Below are 19,332 nucleotides of genomic sequence, written 5' to 3' on the forward strand. Positions count from 1 at the left end.
CTGCTATGTTTTCAAACGTTATTCAAGCATGACTATGCGGCTGATTCGGACTAGCCAGCAGCTTCGTCCGGTATTCGAACGGGGAAATCCCCTCCAGCTCCTTAAATACACGGGAGAATTGCTTCGTATTTTCAAAACCCACCGCCATCCCGATATCCGCAAGCCTGAGCGTTTGATCGTGCAGCAATTGCTTGGCCTTGCGGATCCTTACTTTTTTCAGATAGACTACAAAGCTCTCGCCAGTATAGGCTTTAAATGCTTCACTAAAGTACGAGTAATTCAATGATACATGATTGCTGACGATCGCCATATTGAGGGAGCGATGATAATTGTTTTCAATATAGGCTACCGCCTCCTTCATGTCGCCATGTTCGGTATGAGCGGAACGAATCCCCTTAATATACTCATGCAGACTAAACAATAGCTGCTCCAATGACCTGAAATAATCATGAAAATGGCGAAATCCACTCATCGTACCTACCTTGCGGTACAGCTTGAGCACCTCCACAGATGCTTCACCATATACGCGAAACACTTCGTCGAGCACCTGTTCATTAACCCGTTGACTGATCCGCTCAATATATTGGATATCCAGCTCAGCCAGCTGATCACTATGGAAGATCGCATGCAGCAAGGGGCTAATCTCCTTCTCCCTATTGGTACCAAGGATGTTGCCAAGCTTCCGAATGTCCTCCTCGGGTACGGCATACACCAGTCGTTGCCCCTGGACATCCCGATAATTGATCAATTGGACTTGAGGATAAATAAAAGAATATTGCAAGGCTTGAAGCGCCTGGCTATAGCAAATTTGGATATCATCAAGGCGTTCTCCTTCCTCGCTTACTCCGAACAGCATGCCGTTCAAGCCTTTACTCTCGGCTGTTCGAGCCAGTTCGGCAAAATTATCGCTGGAGCTGCCGATAAGCACAACCCGGCCCTCGCGATCAGGGAATGTCGCGTTCAATACAAGCCCCTCCCCGCATTGAAGCAGCTGCTCCGCTAGGGCCATTAATTCTCCCCGCTTTATCTCGCGTCCATCCTCATACTTATAAGCGGCAACGGCTACGGTAAAAGGAACCGCATAATTCTCAAATGAAATTTCCCGTTCCAGCTCCCGCCGCTCTTGTTCATCCAGCTCATTCTGCAGCAGCAGCTCCTGCAAGCGGCTGGACTGCAGCTTCAGTCGATAAGACTCAGCTCCAGCAATCTTCTCCGCCAATTTTAAACGCTTGTTAAGCTCTTCTTCACATTTCTGCAGCGCGACAAACAGCTCATCCCGCCGAATTGGCTTTAGCAAATATTCCTGCACCTGATATTTGATCGCCGCTCTCGCATATTCGAAATCCTCATAGCCACTTAAAATGATAATGTTCGGCTTAGGTTGATGCTCCTCTGCTGAAGCGATATCACTCAGCTTCTCAATGAAGAGAATGCCATCCATGACCGGCATGCGAATGTCCGTAATGACGATATCCGCTCCCTCGTTACGGTACACAGCAAGGGCTTCTTCCCCATGGGTCGCCGTCACGATGGTATATGTATCAGGATATTCACGCTCAATCATCATTTTTAATCCTAACCGGATATTCTTCTCATCATCCACGATCAATAGCTTTCTCAATGTCCATTCCCCTTCCTGTTAGCAGCACCTTCGGGATTCTCATCACGACTTTGGCATATTCCCCCTGTACACTGAAGACCTCCAGACCATAGGGTTTACCGTAATAGAGCAATATCCGTTCATGAACGTTTCTTAGTCCGATTCCTTCTGTCTTTTCCTCGCTCCGCCCAAAGCCTACCCGCTCCCTTTCCTGTAATCCCGAGGCCACGATGCTGGCGTTAATCCGGCTGACAAGGAGTTCATCAATGCCGACTCCATTATCAGCTACGGTAATGATAACCCCGCTATCCTCCCAGTCCTTCACCGTAATCTTAATTTCCCGCTTCTGACTTCCCCCGTCAGGCCAAGAATATTTAACACTGTTCTCTATAAGCGGCTGCAGCGACATCTTCAACACTTCCAGCTCCATAAAATGTGGCGGTATGTCCAATGACAACGTCACAGGCTCGTCAAAACGGATATTCATAATTTCAATATAGTTCTGGATATGGCGAATTTCGTCCTTTAATTTTACGTATTCACCTGTCCATTTGAAGTTGTAGCGCATCAACCCGCCTAACGAAGTCAACACATCGGAAATCGTTCTCTGATTCTCGATCTCAGCCAGCATTTTTATATTCTCCAGCGTGTTATATAGGAAGTGGGAATCGATCTGGCTGTAAAGCGTCCGCAGCTCCGCTTCCTTCGTGATCGCCTGCTTCCGGACTCCCTGAGCGATCAGCTCATTAATCGTTTGCAACAGCTTATTGAAATGATGCGCCAGCTCACCGACCTCTCCGCTTCCCTCAAGGCGAGGTGCTGTTGTATTGAACTCTCCCCTGCGCACTTTTTTCATGGCGTCCGTCAGTCGTTTCAAGCCCTTTAGGATCATAGAATTCAGAAAATACGTAATAATCGAGAGTACGAGAATCAATATAATATTGGCGACGATAATCTGCCTTTTAAGTTGAGATATGTGATTTAAAGGCTCCTCCATAGAAATCACGTTGATCAAATGAGCTCCTACTCGATTCACCGGAGAGGCCGTGATCAAATAAGAGCGGTCATTAATTTTGAATTCGCTTGTCTCCTTGCCGCTCTGCTGCAGCTGGGCAAACTGCCGGTGCACTTCCCCGATCAACGCCTCATTGTCCCCGGTAATGTTTCGTCCCTCATCCATGAACAACATGCCATATCGATCCATAATCATCATCTGATATTCGGCATCGCCGATCCCTGCGAACGTCTTTGGAGAGAATTCCTTGAGCAGCATCTCGATGCTGATGATACCGACATGCCTGCCTCCCTTATTGATTTCCCGCAGCAAAGACACTTTCGGCTGGTTCGCATTTGGCTCTGCCGTATAGCGCTTCATAATATCCCGGTCACTCTTCTGAAATACCCACATTTCCGTGCCGCCCAAAGCTGTCGCCTCAGCATACCAGGCTTCATTCTCAATTCTCTGCTCCTGGAACACAATCGGCCATATTTCATGAATTAAAGGATTGCTGCCGAAGAGCCGCCAATGTAAAATACTGGGATTATTGAATTGAATCCGCGTAAAATCAGCAAAGGTTCCCCGAGTAAGCTCCAGCAAATCAACTGTTCCCGGCTCCTCACTCAGAGTCAAATAATCCATTAATTCCTGATCCAATAGTGTAATTTGCGCAGCGGATTCCATCACCTCAATCTGCTTCTCAATATGGAATTTTTCCAGCTCCAGCATGAACTGACTTTGCTTCACCGCATCCCGGTTATACGTCTTGCTGATTTCATTGAAAAAATAATTAGAAATAATAATGCTCGGAATTAAAATAATGACAATATACGCGGTGACAAGACGGCTCTGCATCGATCTGCGCTTGAGCCAATAGATGATCGACTGCCAAGCTGAAATTATGCGCTGCTTCATCCTCTGCACTTCCTGTCCTTGGCAAAAATACGCTATTTGCCGTTCTCTAGTTCATCAAATAAGGTTACGAAATACCTAGCTATATCGTACACTAAGGCGGCCTTACACAAGATGCTCTGCACTAGGACGCCTTAATAAAGATGCACATACCAGGCTGGCATGCGCTAAGAGGAGATGCCTAAGGCACACTTACCAAGCCGACATGCGCTAAGAGGGTATGCCTAAGGTGCACTTACTAAGCCGACATGCGCTAAGAGGGTATGCCTAAGGTGCACTTACTAAGCCGACATGCGCTAAGAGGGTATGCCTAAGGTGCATAATACCACGCTGTCATAACTAGATGGATTTTACGCATCTAGTTACGCCCTAAACGAGTGTTCCAGGAGATTAGATGGATTTTACGCATCTAGAATCAAGAGTCCAGTCCATAATCGGCAATTTCCCTACTTTTAACAACATGAAATACATTTAAATCTACTTTCCCTCCTCTACCACAAAAATTAACTACTATAAATACATTTACATCAATTGAACTATTAAAATAGTGTGGAAGTCCGTGGTGCAGGAATGTAACATGTTCCTACGGTTCTGCAGTCGTATTAATCCCAGATTCCTTGAATGATATAAGTTCATAAAAAAGGTAGAAATGCAGCCACAAAGGCAGTCACATGCACCACAAGCGAGAGCACATCCCCTCCACAAGCGATCCTCACAACATTCCAAAGACGATCATAGCTTAATCTCTCCAAGCAGCTTTCTTCAAAAGCTATAGTGCTTGAAAATACGGCCAAAGGGGCCCTCATTCAGCCAAGGCCGACATTGAGGTACCCCGTAGTAAAACAAGCTATTCATTTACTCAATGAATTCGGCAAGTTTCTTCACATTCTCTTCGAATTTCTTCTGCTTATATTCCTGAACCTTGGCGAAGCCAAGCTCGTCGCGCTTCTTCAAGTAAGCCTCCCAAATTTTATCGAACTCCTCATCCGATTCGGCCAGCAACAGCTTCGGCAATACTTTGCCCCACTCCTGCATAATTTTCGTGTGCATAATGCCTTCTTCGGAATTGCCGACTGGATCGATTTGATCATATTGCGAGAGGCTTACGGTCTTACCGCGAGTCCAGTCTTCCATTTGCTTGAACGGCTCAACCGCAGGCGGCTCCCAAGCTGGAGTCATGTTCGTATCCATCAGCATCCAGAACGTATGGGAAGCCCCATATTTCTTATCGAACGAGCTGCGGTCGTTGTTCCGCAGATCCGCTACCTCCGGCAGGAACTGATCCTTGCCGTCGATCGTATCCCAGGTTACGCCTTGCTTCCCAAGGAACGTATCCCGCTGGCCTTCCTCCGAAATCAAATAATCGAGGAAGCGGATGGCGCGAGCTTTGTCCTTCACGTTCTTGGATATCATGGTAACCGTCCATCCGGAAATCGATGGCCCCGCCAACGTAGGCTGATCCAGGTTGGAGTTGGCCGGCCCATCTATCGCAATATATACGGAATTCGGGTCTGCAGCATACAATGCATTTTGCTGAGCCGCCAAATCCGATCTTGCGTACAGCATTGCAAAGTAACGGCCTTGAGCAATTTTCTCCTCCATTTGTGGACGCTTATCGATGAAGACATCCTTCGCCAACAAGCCCATTTCATTCGCTTTGCGAATCGTCTTCAGCCAGTTCACATAATCAGGGTCAGTGAATCTGTCGTTCAGTTTGCCGTCCTTCTCATGAGGCACCGCCAGGAAGTTCTGAATGTAATGTTCGAACGAAGCATTGCCCTTCTCGTGGAAATCGTACATACCTAGCGGAATGAGTGGCTGCCCGTTGATGTCCGGGAACATTTTCTTGGCATCCTCAAGCGCCTTCAGGAAGCCTTCCGGCGTCCGCATATCTGGCTTGCCCAGTGCTTCATACATATCTTTGCGCACCAGGAACGTCTGCGTCGAGGTCAAGTTGTCACCGAATTTCTTATAGTCCTCAGGTGAAGAGGATGAATTCGGATATCCATAGACGTTGCCGTCCTCCTGCGTGTACCACGATACCTTCGCCGGATCAGTCACTTTATAGAAATAAGGATCATATTGGTCGGCAAGCTCATTGAGTGGCAGCACCAGATCGCCCTCGATCATTTGCTTGACAGCGTCTTCATACCAGCCCAGCGTAATGAAGTCCGGAAGGTTGCCGGAGGCAATCATCGTATTCATCTTCTCCGCCTCGTTGCCCGCAGGGACGATGAAGTTCACGTTAACCCCCGTCTTCTCCGTCACGTATTGGCTCGTAATGTCTACCCCCCATTTGTTCGGGAACCAAGAAAAGTTAATATACCAATCAAACGTAATCGGCGACGTATCTACCTTCCAGCCCGGATCATTCTCCGTCAACTTCACTTCCTCGGCCGACTGCTCGCCCTGCTGTTGTGCACCGTTCTGATTCTTGCTCCCGCCTCCACTGGAGCAGGCTGTCGACAAAACTAGCAGCAGAGCACATAGAAGCATTACAAAATTCTTTGTCTTAGGCTTCGCCATCATGTGAGATTACCCCTTTTCTTTCTTATAATAAAAAGTATAATATGACTCTCGCTAATGCGGTCATTGCTCGCTATACTTTAGCAAGAGGGACTACCACCTGGAAGTGGAAGGCTTCTGACATCCGCAAGCAACCTCCCGCCCCCGCCCTTCAGCCTTACCCTTTAATCGAACCAATCATCATCCCCTTAACGAAATAGCGCTGCAGGAATGGATAGACGAAGACGATCGGCATCGTGGTGACGACCATCGTCGCCAGCTTGATCGATTGCGAGGTAACCGTTTTGCCAATGCCCCCCGGAATCTGAGCCACCATCTGATTTGAGCTTGACTGGGCCACGACTCGGTATAAATAGGTCTGAATCGGCTGCAAATCCATATTGTTCATATAAATGACCCCGGCAAAATAGTCATTCCATTGATATACGCCGTGAAACAGCGAGATTGTGGCAATCACCGGCATCGACACCGGAATAATGATTCTGACAAAGATCGACCAATCATTAGCTCCGTCAATTTCCGCCGCCTCCTCTAGACCGTCCGGAATCTCCCGGAAGAAGGTCATGAAGATGATGAGATCAAAGAAGCTGAACATCACCGGAATAATATATACTAAAAAATTGTCCAGCAGGTGTAAATCTTTCATCAGAAGATAGGTAGGAATCAGTCCCCCGCCAAAGAACAGCGTGATCGTTCCGATAAAAATATAAATCTTGCCCCCGATCAGCTCACGCCTGGAGAAGGCATAGGCAACCATCGCCGTAAAAAATACGTGGAGGATCGTCCCCAACAGCGTTTTGGCAACGGTAACACCCATCGCTGTCATAATGCCGGGGTTCTGGAAGACCGCCGTATAATTCTCGAAGCTGAATATCCGGGGCCACCAGTAGATCCCCCCGCGCATGCCGTCCATGCCCTCGTTCAGCGAGTTCACAACGACATACCAGATCGGATATAAAGTCACGAAGCATATCAACAGCATTCCAATATTATTTAACAGGTCGAAGAGGGCTTCTCCCTTGGTCTTTCGATTAAGACTCAGCATTGTCCGCTCGGCTCCTTCTCTAGAAGAGTGATGTGTTGTTCAGCTTCTTGGTTACGCTGTTCGCGATCAGCAGCAGAAATAGGGCTATCACCGATTTGAACAGACCAACCGCAGTGGAGTAGGAAAAGCGTCCGGACAGCATTCCTGTCTGGTACACATAGATATCGATGACATTACTGGCGCTCTCATTCAGGGCGTTGCGCAGTACCAGAATCTGATCGAAATTGGAATTCAGCACACCGCTGACAGCCAGAATGAACAGAATCGAAATCGTCCCCTTGATCGATGGCAGTGTGACGTACCACATTTTCTGGAACCTTCCCGCCCCGTCAATCGTCGCAGCTTCATATAAATCGGGCGACACGCTGGAGATCGCAGCTAGATAAATGATCGCCGACCACCCCAGTTCCTTCCAAATGTCTGACGTAATGATGATTCCCCAGAAGTAATCCGGCTCGGCAAGATACGATATTGGCTCTTGAATCACGTTCAGCGCTAACAAAATATTATTAATAATCCCGACATCCGCCAGCCATGTCGTCAATATCCCGCCCAGGACGACCCAGGACAAGAAATGCGGCAAATAAGAAATCGTCTGAATCGCCTTCTTAAACCGAAGCGAACGTATTTCATTCAGGAATAAGGCGAAGATAATCGGCAGCGGAAAGCCAACAATTAGCTTGATCAGGCTGATGCCCAATGTGTTCTTCATGACGTTCATGAAATTATCGTCTTCGAAAAACGCCTTAAAATGCTCAAGGCCTACCCAAGGCGCCTCGGCAATAGAATTAATGATTCTATAGTCTTTGAAGGCGATAATGATCCCGTACATCGGTACATAGTTGAAAAGAATAATCCAGGCGATGCCCAGCAAAGCCATGATCTGAATATGCCGTTGCCTGTACATTTGCCTCAGCCACTGGCGGCGAGGCGGGTCTGGGCGCATATTCTCCATTTTTGACAATGCGGCTGACTCGGCACTGTGCTCTAGTTCCATAGTTTGACCTCCAAGATGTTCGTTTCTATCTTTGCTGATCCGTACTTCTATGATGAAAACATTTACATTTGACTTAATTTCATTGTACGATTTACCACAGGACCTTGTAAGGCTTCAGATTTCGTATCCAGGGTCGCAAATTTCGGCATAAGCGGACAAATCCCTCTCACGATTACGTGCCTGATCACCGTCAGGGCATCATGAAGAGGGATTTCGGACAGTTCCTATTTATGCTTTGTAATCTATCACATACGTTATAATCGAATGCGGCTCCAGCTGAACCTCCAGCATCTCTGCGTCCAACCCCATAGTAAAGCTGCGGCGCTCCTCTCCTTCATTCATGACTACGACGGCAATCGTTCCGTCCGGATTGGCAAATGCCGTTGAGAGAACTCCCGCCACCCGCGAATCAAGGCCAATGCGCACAGCCCCCGGAGCTATATACTTGCTGAAATGACCAATATAGTAATACGAGCTGTTATAATGAAGCGTATCCGTAACCGTGTCCGCAATAATTGGGGCATCGCACAGATTGTTGACATGGTTTGGCCCGCCCGTCTCATCGAGGACGATGTTCCAATCCAGGTATCCTTCCGTCCAATTGTTTAAATCACCGATCATATTCCGGCCATAGCGTTCGCCCGTGAACCATTCGCCCAGCTTCACACCGCCCTCTTGACATCCTTCTGTAAAGAGCAAGCCCTTATCCGGAAACAATTCATGCACTTTGCCGACATTGTCAAAGTCTTCACTGACGTACCAATGAAACCCTGTTCCCCAGACGTACTTAGCAGCATCTGGATCGGACAACACAACGCTGGCGCGCTCCACCATAATGTCGCGATTATGATCCCAGATCACAATCTTCACATCTTCCATGCCCGCATCATGCATCACGGGACCCAAATATTCCTTAATGAAATCTCGCTCATCCTCGGCGCTGTAAATGCAAGAATCCCAGGTCTGAACCGCTGCAGGCTCATTCTGAACCGTAATTCCCCATATTGGCACGCCCTCCGCTCGGTAAGCCTCGATAAACTTTGTATAATATCGAGCCCATACCTCGCGATATTCCGGCTTGAGCGCTCCACCATGATTCATACTGCCATTCGTTTTCATCCAGGCCGGCGGGCTCCAAGGCGAAGCCAGCATCGTAATGTCTCCCTTTCTAGTCCGAGCAGCATCCTTAATTAAAGGAAGCACCCATTTTCTATCCCTGGAAATATCGAATGATTTCAGCTCAGTGTCGTGATCTTCCACATACGTGTAGTTCTCAAGTGCAAAGTCACAGCTATGGATATGCACGCGCCCAAGCGTATAACCGATTCCGTGCTCCGGGTCATAGTAACTGCGAATAACTTTCTCCCGTTTCTCCGGGCTCATACGTGACAACGTATACGCCGCCGCCTCCGTAAATGCTCCGCCGAACCCGAGGATTTGCTGATAGCGGACTTCTGGCTGCAGCTCCATATCGGCTTTCTGTCCCTGCGCTTTGAGCTGGAAGAAGATCGGGCCTTGTTCTCTGAGACGGTCATCCGTTTGCTTTGCTGTCACTATACATTTCGCTTGTCTGGTCATGCTCTAACCACTCCTTGTACATTGTCAAGGAATAAAAGCGCTTACTCCAGGGATAGGGGCCCCCTTCGTATGCGCTTTCACCTTGCTATACGGACTTTCCCTTGCATTGTAAAATGAACGCTGGTGTGAATCAAACCAATACAAAATTTAGGGACCTCAAACGAAATTCCAGACTACCCGACGGCTGAAATGAAGCAATTTCTTCCTGCTGTCTGAAGAGATTATGATAATTCGACAAAAAACTGCATTTCCCCTAAATTTCTTATGCACAATCCATTGATTTCCTACACCGTCCGCAATATGATATTTTTAAGGCATAATCCATTATGCTCACATCATAAGTCCTACATAAATTCGCGGTTCAACTTGAGGGGGCTAATATTTTGAGTCATTCCGGTATCGAATCTATTATCGATTCGGCCACACTGCTGCGATCTATTGATAAAATGGGGATTGGTTTAGCCATTTCCGATCCTAATTTAAAGGATAACCCGCTTGTCTACGTCAACCAGGGCTTTGAAATGATTACCGGATACACGCGCGAAGAGGTTCTCATGCGAAATAGCCGGTTTCTCCAAGGCGAAGAGACGGACGAAGGCCATTTGGAAGTTATCCGTCAAGCGATCAAGGAAGGTCGAACCGATAGCGTTACGATTAAAAATTACAAAAAAGATGGAAGCACATTCTGGAACCAATTTATTATTTGTCCTGTCGTGAATTCAGAGGGCGAGCCAACCTACTTCATTGGCTTACAGTTTGATGTGACCAAGGAGATGGAAGAACGAGATGCTTCCGAGCAAAAAATAAAGCTGCTCTCCAATTTTGATCCTCTCACTGGACTTCTGAACAACAACGGCTTCCGGGAAGCGATGAAGAAGACATTCCAGCCCCCGGAAATGAAGACTCATACAGCCGCTGTCATCCGCTTGAATCTAAATCGCTTCCGTTACATCAATGAGAGCTACGGGGAGAGCACTGGCAACGCGCTTCTTAAGGAAGTAGCATTGAGGCTCAAAGCTACTTTAAGTGATGATACACTGATTTGCCGCAGCTTCGCCGATGACTTCATCGTCCTGCTATCCGGCATTGATAACCCGCTGAGAGTTCACGAGATCGCTAATGAGCTGAACGATGCCTTGAGAAAGCCGTATATTTTATCCGATGAGGAAATTACACTTAGCTTTGCAATGGGAATCAGCCTCTATCCGGATGACGGCTCAGAATCATCAATCCTGCTAAAGCATGCCGAGCTAGCCATGAAGGAAGCGAAAATCGAGGTGCTTAACGGGCCGCATTATTTCGATTATTATTTGCTAGACAAGCTGCTGGAACGGGTTAATATTGAGAAAAAATTGCCCCGGGCGCTTGCTGATGGAGAATTTGAACTGCATTATCAGCCCAAAATTGATGCCGCTACAGGCAGACTTACGGGACTGGAAGCGCTGATCCGTTGGAATGATCCCGAGCTGGGACGCATTTCGCCTGCCTCATTTATTCCTATCGCCGAAGATACCGGATTTATCGTGCAGTTGGGGGAATGGGTCTTGTGGGAGGCTTGCCGAACGAATAAAAAGTGGCAGGATGCTGGCTTTCCAAAGCTGCCCATTTCAGTAAACGTCTCTGCCGTTCAGTTCAGACATCCCCATTTTGTTCATATGGTAAAACATGTACTGGAGCAAACTGGGCTTGCCCCGGAGTATTTGGAGCTGGAGTTAACCGAATCTCTCATTAACAACCCGTTGATGATTAAAGAAAAGCTTGATTCCTTAAAAGAGCGAGGCATTAGCTTGTCTCTAGACGATTTTGGCACAGGCTACTCCTCCATTTACTATTTGAAGACATTACCATTGCAGGTACTAAAAATCGATCGAACATTTATTCAGGAAACACCAACTTCCCAGCGGGACAGTTCTCTGCTCCGCTCGATTATCGAACTTGGCAAATCTTTAGGCATGACCGTACTAGCGGAAGGCGTCGAGACCGAGGATCAATTCAAATTTCTGCAGGAGATTGGTTGCGATCAAATCCAGGGCTTCTACTACAGCCGTCCGCTGGAAGAACAGGCGGTTGAGCAGCTACTGAGGACAACTCGCGACAGCGATTGATTAATTTACGCATGAATCAAAATAGCAAATAAATGCCCAATAAAGGCTTATGACGGCTTATTGCGAATCGGTACTTGACCGGTTTCGACAATAAGCCTTTTTGCTGATTTCCTAAATACTCTCAACAATCTTTCAGTTGAGCCAGCCATCGAAAAACTGGCGATACCCTTCCTTCATTACACTGCTTGAGAACTTCTCAAAGGCGTACTCCCGGTTATCCATGGAATGAGACAAGGGCGATGCCAGCGCCATATTGACCAGCTCGAACCAGTTCTGCTCATTCCCCGCAAAGGCGTGACGCGAGCTAATATGGTCATAGCACGGATGCTCCGGCTTAACGACGATTTTGCCCATAGCCAGCGCTTCCGTCAGCGGCATCGCAAACGTGTCGAATCTAGAGCAGCTCCAGTATACTTTGGCCGAGTTCATCAGCTGAAAAATCTCTGCCTGCGACAAAGCAAATTGCAGCTTTACGTTGCCGGGAATGTCATATTTCTTCATGCTCTCCCGATAACGCTCGCCGCCGAATACCATATACACTTCCTGATCGGGGTTACGCCGGGCATATTCCAACACCAGATCCGGCCGACGATTCTCTTCGTCCCGACCGATCCATAGTACGCGGTTATGCACGATCGCAGCCGGATCAAAATAGCGATGCGCCAGTTCCTCGCTGAAGCCAATCGGAATCACATCTACATCGGTGACACCGAACACGCTGTCCAGCTGCTTTTTCAAAAACTCGGTCTGTACGACAGCTTTATCGACGATGCTGTAGAACGGCTTCATCATCTCATAGCCCGTCAGCGCCGGGTCAGGAAAGCTGTGCGGGAATAATACGCTTTTGGGAATAAACATCTTTAAATAAGTGAAGCCGGAAACGGTAAAGATGACATGCTCGATGCCCTGGGCGTGGATTTGATCCAGGACAATATCATAATTGACCAAATCCCCCTTTTCATGCTCATAACCCGGAATCCAATCATGACCGCTGACATGGCGCTCCGGCGAAATAAAGATGATTTCTACTCCAAGCTCAGCGGCCAGAGTCCGGAGACGTTCCGCAAAAACACGCGGCCCCTGGGCTTCGGAAAACTGAATTTTACGCATAACTAAACCGACTTTTTTCACTGATTCGCCGCCCTTTCTGTGTTGTGCAATCAATGTTCATCCGTTCCTCGATCCCCTGATAAAGTTCCTCTTATCTCCATATATATCAATCATTCAGCTCGCCGCTTGCGGATACATATATAGGGATATTGTCCGCTCATTTCATACCTATCTTTCATCATGTGACCTTTCGGGTACGAGTTAATATTGTAAGGGTACTAACCTTACGATTGATTGTCAAACGACAGGTTTCGATGAAAAAAAGAGGGGGTTTTCAATCCGTCTCAAGAAGCGATTATGACAATCATCGGTTATAATATATAGGATATGGATACTAGGACCGTAGAATAATGAATAATGAATAATGATGTACCAAGGAGGATCACCATGTTTGACCGCTTCCCCGCCCTATCCACCAAACGTCTCCAATTGCGAGAAGTGACGCTGCAGGATATGGACGCGGCCGCAGAGTTATATGGAAATTCCGTTATGATGAAGACTCGTCCGGGACCTAGCAAGCACATGCCCATTCAGGCAAACAAGGAATCCCGCGAGCCTAGGTTTCAGGAACGAGAGGCCATAGCCTACCGCATTCAGGAATGGTTCATGACTCCCTATCAAGAGCAACGGGGCATCCGCTTTGGAATTTACTTGAATAACAGCAACCGAATGATCGGTTCCTGTGGCTTCTCCCACTGGGACAAAACTCATTACAAGGCAGAGCTTGTATACGAGCTCCATCCCGAATATCGGAAGCGTGGGTTTCTAAAAGAGGCATTAGGCGCTCTAATTAACTTTGGCTTCAATACCATGGAGCTCAATCGGATCGAAGCGCGAATCGAGAGCAGTAATCAAGCAGACCAGCGAATGCTATTATCGCTAGGCTTCCGCCATGAGGGAGTCGAACGAGAGGCTGAATTCGCTGACGGCAAATTCATCGATATCGTCTGGCTTAGTATGCTAAAGAGCGACGGCCCACCGCCCGTGCATCTCGTCAAATAACGAGCCGCCACTTTAGCTAACGGCGGTAAGCACTCGCCAGCCCCATTCGGGAGTTTCACCCTAAAGATGACGCCCATGCTGGGCGTAATATAAACAAAGAACCTGAGGCTGTGCCTCAGGTTCTTTGTCCGTGCGTGAGCCGCTGCTTCCTGAACGATACAATCACACGATTTGATTACAGAATCATTGAATCATCCTCATAAGCTTAAGGATTATTAATAGTTAGGACTACAGAATTGGATGGATCGGACAAATGATTCACGGTAGCGTTCGTTCCATCGGCAACTGACAGCACATAAACCTGGTAAGATACACCGGCTGCAATCGGATTACCCGATGCGTCCAAATCAGCCTCGGTAAAGGTCACAATCGGAGTTCCACCTTTGCTGACAGATTTATATGCCCCTCCCCCAAGGCCGCTCGCCCGCGCTTCAGTCATGCCCTCGCCTGACGGTACGAGCAGCACCGCATACGAGGAGATACCGTTCTCGTTCGCCGGTTTGGTGAAGCTGACGATCAGGCTTGCTGCATTGTCGTCCGCTGAAGCACTCACACCCGTAGCTGCCGGAGCCACCGGATCAACGACCGTCAATCTGAGCTCGCCTGACGGACCAGTCAGGGCGTTCAATGAAGCCGTATTGCTTTTAGATACGGATAAAATGAATACCCGATAGGCCTCGCCTGTCTTCAGCACATTGCCGTTCACGTCGCGGGTCGATGCCGACAGAGCCTGGTTAACATCTCTTCCTGCACTAACCGCCGTATAGTTCCCAAAGCGTACCGCATTGGCCTCTTCCTTGCCGAAGCCTTGACTTGTCGGAACAACTAAAATACGATGCTCTGCAATGTTGTCTTCAGTTGCGGATCTAGTGAAGCTGACAACAATATCCCGGCCATCGCCATTATTGCCGTTCACTGTCGCTGTTAAGTTGCCCACCGCCGCGGCCGCGCTATTCCCACTTAGCGTAATCGCTGCGGATTGGGAGGACAAGGCATTCTGACTAGTAGAACCGTCATAACCTACCGAGAGTACAAATACACGGTAGCTGACTCCGTTGCGAATTGCTGCTCCATCGACATCCCGTGCGGAAGATGGAAGCGTCTGACTCAGATAAGAGCCTGCTTTGTCGAAACGGGTATAATTACTGCTTGAAATTCGGATAGCCTTGGAAGCATTAAAGCTGCTGGCATTCGCTGCCTTCACAACAAAAACACGATAGTGGCTAATATTTGATTCATCAGAAGCCCGATTAAATGAGACCTGCAAATCACGGCCATCATTATAATCGCTCACGTCTCTGACATCCAAGCCGTTTACGGCGCCTACGCTATAGTTGTTAGACAATGTAATCGCGGAGGATGCCTTGGAAAGCGTATTGCTGCCCGAATAACTGCCGCGGCCGACCGACAGGATAAACACCCGGTAACTAACACCGTTGCGAATCGCCGCCCCGTCGACGTCTCTCGCGCCGGATGACAATGCTTGCTGTACATAATTGTTGCCGCCTCTATTGACTTCCGTATAATTCGAGCTGCGTACGTTATTTGCTTTGGACAGGTTGAAGCTGTTTGCATTTGAAGCCTTCACGACAAGCACGCGGTAATGGCTCAGATTAGACTCATCCGATGCCCGATTAAACGAGACTAACAAGTCGCGGCCATCGTTATAATCGCTAACATCACTTACGCTCAAGTTAGAAATCGTACCTACACTGTAGTTATTGAGCAAAGTAATAGCGTAGGACGGGCTGGACAGCGCATTGGTGCCCGAATAAGCACCGTTGCCGACCGCCATTACGAATACCCGGTAGCTAACGCCATTACGAATCGTCGCTCCATCGACATCCCTTGCTCCAGAAGGCAAGTTTCGATTAAAGTTATAACCGTCTTTGCCCCACTCCGTGTAATTCGCGCTGGATACATTATTGGCTTTCGCTAAGTTAAAGGAACCATAATCACTCGCTTTTACGACAAATACGCGATAACCACTAATTCTTGATTCATCCGACAGCCTTGTGAAGCTGATGCGCAAATCACGGCCGTCCCCATAGTCGCTTTCATCGATAACTTGTGTAATAACAGGTGCCGCAACGGAACCCCTGCTCAGCGTAATCGAAGATGACGCGGTGGAGAGTTTATGAGATGCCGTAGCCGTGTTATTGCTAATCGACTGTACAAATACGGTATATGAGACCCCGTTCTTTATATAGTCTCCGGAAGTATCTCTTGCGCTGGAACTTAGTGCGGCTTTCAGCGTGCTGTTCGACGATTTATTGACAACGGTATAGTACTGGCTGGACAGCCTGTTTGCCGCAGCAAGATCAAATTTCCCGGCATCCTTTGTCTTGACGACAAAGATGCGATAGCTGGAAATGTCACTGTCCTTGGACGGCTTCGTAAATGTTACATACAAATCTCTGCCGTCTCCATAATCGCTCACATCGCTGACTTTAACATTCGTTGCTGCTTCTACGGAACTGCTGGTGCCCAGCGTAATTGAAGCAGATGGATAGGACAATGCGCTGGCTAAACTGCCCTTGCCGACCGAGATAACATAAGCAACATAAGCTTGGTTCGCCTTAATCAAATCCCCATCAACATCGCGGGACTGGGAAGTCAATGTGACCGTAGGATCAACGCTTCCGACCGATGCGCTTGTATAATTGGAGGCCGGAACCTTCATGGCAGTTGCCAGATTAAAGCTGGAAGCTTTGTTGGCTTTAACGATGAACACCCGATAATGGTCAATGGAGGACTGATTCGCTGCCCGCGCGAAGCTGACCTGCAAATCACGACCGTCCCCATTATTGGCTATATCCCTGGCGGATACGTAACCAACGGGCTCAGCGGCTGCCGGAGTAGTGTTTGTTGTAACATACACCGTCTTGCTGCTTGCATCCCACACGACCTCTTCGCCCAATGCTTCACTGACGAAGCGCACAGGCGCCATCGTTCTTCCTCTCACATTCTGTGCGGAAACGTCGAGACTCACCTTTTGATTATTGATCGTAGCCGCTTTGCTATTTATTTTGAGTACGACAGTCGTACCATCTTTCCAAGCGGTTACAGTCTTCGTCCTATTGTTCCAATCGACCTCCGCGTCCAAAGCTTCAAATATAGCGCGAAGCGGCAGCATCGCCCGGCCGCTGACCAAAATCGGCGCCTGGTCTGTTGGCAATCTGACCCCATTAATATAAATGCTGATGGCTTGTGCTGCATGAGCCTGCGTTTGCAACACTAATGGAAAAATTAAAAGTGCTGATAAAATTGTTATCCATATTTTCCTCACTTGCTTGCCCTCCTATGTCTTTGTATAGGTAAATTACCCATATTATCGTGGCCTTGATTATTTGACGTGTTGAGACAAGCAAAAGTTTCTTTACTGCCCAAATTTTTCTGATAATTGGGTAATATGGGGGATAAATGAGCTATACAACTAACGAAAAAAACGCCTTACGGCGTTTTTATCAAAGGTATCATTTTTCAAAAAGACTAAATACAAACTGCGCCGCTAGCGTCGCTTCGGCAATAGCTTCACATACTCATCCGACAGCTTCATGAGCGAGGTTATATATTCATAATCTTGGCGATACTGGGCAAAATCAGCAACAGGCTCTAATGTCTTAATGGATACGGCATATCCATCTTCGAAGCCTTGTCCTGGAATGAACATAATTTCATCATTGAAGAAGGAACCCGTCGGTAAGTAATACCGGATGCCAGATACATTGCGGTCAATATTCATCAAATCTTGACCGAGCGCCGTGAATTGCTCCTTTTTCAAGGAGATGCCCAGCATATTCGCTACGGTCGGCAGCATATCCACCTGTCCCCCGGCCCGCTTCGACACCATGCCAAGCGGCTTGCCAGGTACATGAATAATAAATGGAATGTTAAAGCGGCTGATCGTGTCATCATATGGTACGCCAAGCTGCACCTCGATTTCCTCCGCGCTTGTCTCCTTCGGCTGAAGGCCGAAATGATCTCCATAAAAAACAAGCATGGTGTTGTCCCACAGATCGGCTTCCTTCAACTGCTCGACCAATTGGCCAATAGCATAATCTGTATAATGGATCGCATTAATGTAATTTCCTAGATTCGTACCTTCCAGCTCGGCCGGCAGCTCAATTTGCTGGAAAGACTCAGGAACGATGAACGGCGAATGACTGGAGGTCGTAACGAATTGGGTATAGAACAGCTTGTTCCGCGCATGAAGATCCTTCATCTTCTCTACACCGACCCGGTACATCTCTTCATCAGAGGCCCCATAATCGTTGAAATGATCATTGTTAAAAGCAGGCTTATCATAATATTGATTAAAATTAAGTGCAGGATACAGCTTATTCCGATCCCAAAACGTCACCTTATTGACATGAAGCGTATTGGCGGTATAGCCCCGCTGCTGCAGCAGTCTCGGCAGGCTGGGCAGCTCGCGGTCGCCATAACCTGTAGACATTGCCACTGCCGCCGTCGGGTAGATGGAAGTATTGAACATAAACTCGGCATCCGATGTATTGCCTTGTCCAATTTGCTGATAAACATGCGGAAAATAGATACCCTCTCCAGCTAACTTATTTAATACCGGTGTGATTTCCGCGCCATTGTCCAGCTTCAAGTTGATCGGAAAGTTCTGAAATGATTCCATCTGAATAACGATCAAATTCATCCCTTCCGCGATCCCGAAATAATCTGGCTCTCTCTCCCCCTGCGCAGCATCCGGCTCAGTTTGATAAGGATAACTGCTTTGCAGCTTCCTTATGTTAGCCTTCGTCTCTTCGATGTCACCTTCGGCGAGCTTTTGATTTTCCTCACGACTGCTGATGGCAGCCACGACTTGATAGTTCAGAAACCCGACTTTCTCCGCCCGGACAATCTCATTGTCGATGAGCTTGCCTTGACGCACATAGTATAGGGAGGAGGCCACACTGACAAGAAGTAATACCGTTACGACAGTGTTCCAAACCCATTTTCGGCGCTTTTGTTCTTTAAACACAAGTGTATAAACTGCACCCCGGCGGCGCTGACGTAAGACTCGGATAACCTGCCATCCCGCAGCTAACGCGAAGTCGGCGAAGAACAAAAATTGCTCTGGCCGCAGGAGCCCACTAATACTAGCACGTACTTGGGGAACTTGATTCAACCCGCTTAATACCGCATACGTAGGCACCGTCCCAAAATGGGCATAATAAAGAGCCGACGAGAACAGAAGAAAAGAGAAAATGGCGTTCAGGCTCCAATAAACAACTCCCTTGCCCTTTTCCGGTGTCAATAGCTCTACTAAACATAACAATCCTAGGACTGCCAACACTTCTCCGGGAAGACTTCGCCAGTAAATTGCTCCAAAAAAGAACATCCGCAACAGCAGCAGCTTAAGGGCGAGCAGCAGCCCTATCGTAACTAGCTTCGATTTATACCAAACGTGAACTCGTTCCATACTCATACCTTTCTCCTTGCATAACC

The 19,332-nt window shown here is 47.9% G+C and carries 11 protein-coding genes; 2 read left to right on the plus strand and 9 right to left on the minus strand.

Features of this window, described 5'->3' with window-relative positions:
* Window positions 1-22 precede the first annotated feature (22 nt).
* The 6 genes from EIM92_RS02690 to EIM92_RS02715 form a co-directional block, all read right to left on the minus strand.
* On the minus strand, window positions 23-1,621 hold the full coding sequence (locus EIM92_RS02690; protein WP_125081362.1) for a response regulator: 1,599 nt from the start codon (window positions 1,619-1,621) through the stop codon (window positions 23-25).
* Window positions 1,596-3,512, minus strand: coding sequence for a sensor histidine kinase (locus tag EIM92_RS02695; RefSeq protein WP_125081363.1), 1,917 nt, complete (start codon window positions 3,510-3,512; stop codon window positions 1,596-1,598). Before EIM92_RS02695 ends, EIM92_RS02690 begins: the two co-directional genes overlap by 26 nt.
* Window positions 3,513-4,364: 852 nt before the next feature.
* Entirely contained in the window at window positions 4,365-6,035 is a 1,671-nt protein-coding gene (locus tag EIM92_RS02700) for an extracellular solute-binding protein (RefSeq protein WP_425464188.1), read from the minus strand.
* Window positions 6,036-6,192: 157 nt separating this feature from the next.
* Entirely contained in the window at window positions 6,193-7,080 is an 888-nt protein-coding gene (locus EIM92_RS02705; protein ID WP_125081365.1) for a carbohydrate ABC transporter permease, read from the minus strand.
* A 19-nt stretch (window positions 7,081-7,099) separates the two neighbouring features.
* The gene (locus tag EIM92_RS02710) at window positions 7,100-8,035 is read right to left on the minus strand and encodes an ABC transporter permease (protein ID WP_246021346.1); all 936 of its coding nucleotides are present in this window, start codon (window positions 8,033-8,035) and stop codon (window positions 7,100-7,102) included.
* Between the two features lie 270 nt (window positions 8,036-8,305).
* Window positions 8,306-9,655, minus strand: a complete 1,350-nt coding sequence (locus tag EIM92_RS02715; RefSeq protein WP_125081367.1) for a glycoside hydrolase family 30 protein — start codon at window positions 9,653-9,655, stop codon at window positions 8,306-8,308.
* A gap of 383 nt (window positions 9,656-10,038) precedes the next feature.
* Between EIM92_RS02715 and EIM92_RS02720 the strand changes: the two genes are divergently transcribed.
* The gene (locus tag EIM92_RS02720; protein WP_125081368.1) at window positions 10,039-11,760 is read left to right on the plus strand and encodes a putative bifunctional diguanylate cyclase/phosphodiesterase; all 1,722 of its coding nucleotides are present in this window, start codon (window positions 10,039-10,041) and stop codon (window positions 11,758-11,760) included.
* Between the two features lie 132 nt (window positions 11,761-11,892).
* On the opposite strand, the gene EIM92_RS02725 is transcribed toward EIM92_RS02720, so the two are convergent.
* Complete coding sequence (locus EIM92_RS02725; protein ID WP_125081369.1) at window positions 11,893-12,891, minus strand: glycosyltransferase; 999 nt, start codon at window positions 12,889-12,891, stop codon at window positions 11,893-11,895.
* Window positions 12,892-13,257: 366 nt separating this feature from the next.
* Here EIM92_RS02725 and EIM92_RS02730 point away from each other — a divergent pair, with 366 nt between their 5' ends.
* Window positions 13,258-13,872 (plus strand): GNAT family N-acetyltransferase, encoded by a 615-nt coding sequence (locus EIM92_RS02730; RefSeq protein ID WP_164515016.1) that lies wholly within the window; start codon window positions 13,258-13,260, stop codon window positions 13,870-13,872.
* Between the two features lie 205 nt (window positions 13,873-14,077).
* On the opposite strand, the gene EIM92_RS02735 is transcribed toward EIM92_RS02730, so the two are convergent.
* Both EIM92_RS02735 and EIM92_RS02740 read right to left on the minus strand, forming a co-directional pair.
* Complete coding sequence (locus tag EIM92_RS02735) at window positions 14,078-17,161, minus strand: copper amine oxidase N-terminal domain-containing protein (protein ID WP_125081371.1); 3,084 nt, start codon at window positions 17,159-17,161, stop codon at window positions 14,078-14,080.
* Window positions 17,162-17,383: 222 nt separating this feature from the next.
* The gene (locus EIM92_RS02740) at window positions 17,384-19,306 is read right to left on the minus strand and encodes an LTA synthase family protein (protein WP_125084979.1); all 1,923 of its coding nucleotides are present in this window, start codon (window positions 19,304-19,306) and stop codon (window positions 17,384-17,386) included.
* Window positions 19,307-19,332 lie beyond the last annotated feature (26 nt).

Origin of the sequence: Paenibacillus lentus (genome assembly GCF_003931855.1) — a bacterium.
In the GTDB taxonomy this organism is placed as follows: domain Bacteria; phylum Bacillota; class Bacilli; order Paenibacillales; family Paenibacillaceae; genus Fontibacillus; species Fontibacillus lentus.

Excerpts from the sequence above, each read along its gene's own strand:
- EIM92_RS02710 (WP_246021346.1), bottom strand. The coding sequence starts at position 8,035 with ATGGAGAATATGCGCCCAGACCCGCCTCGCCGCCAGTGGCTGAGGCAA.
- EIM92_RS02705 (WP_125081365.1), bottom strand. The coding sequence starts at position 7,080 with ATGCTGAGTCTTAATCGAAAGACCAAGGGAGAAGCCCTCTTCGACCTG.
- EIM92_RS02695 (WP_125081363.1), bottom strand. The coding sequence starts at position 3,512 with ATGAAGCAGCGCATAATTTCAGCTTGGCAGTCGATCATCTATTGGCTC.
- EIM92_RS02730 (WP_164515016.1), top strand. The coding sequence starts at position 13,258 with ATGTTTGACCGCTTCCCCGCCCTATCCACCAAACGTCTCCAATTGCGA.
- EIM92_RS02740 (WP_125084979.1), bottom strand. The coding sequence starts at position 19,306 with ATGGAACGAGTTCACGTTTGGTATAAATCGAAGCTAGTTACGATAGGG.
- EIM92_RS02700 (WP_425464188.1), bottom strand. The coding sequence starts at position 6,035 with ATGGCGAAGCCTAAGACAAAGAATTTTGTAATGCTTCTATGTGCTCTG.
- EIM92_RS02715 (WP_125081367.1), bottom strand. The coding sequence starts at position 9,655 with ATGACCAGACAAGCGAAATGTATAGTGACAGCAAAGCAAACGGATGAC.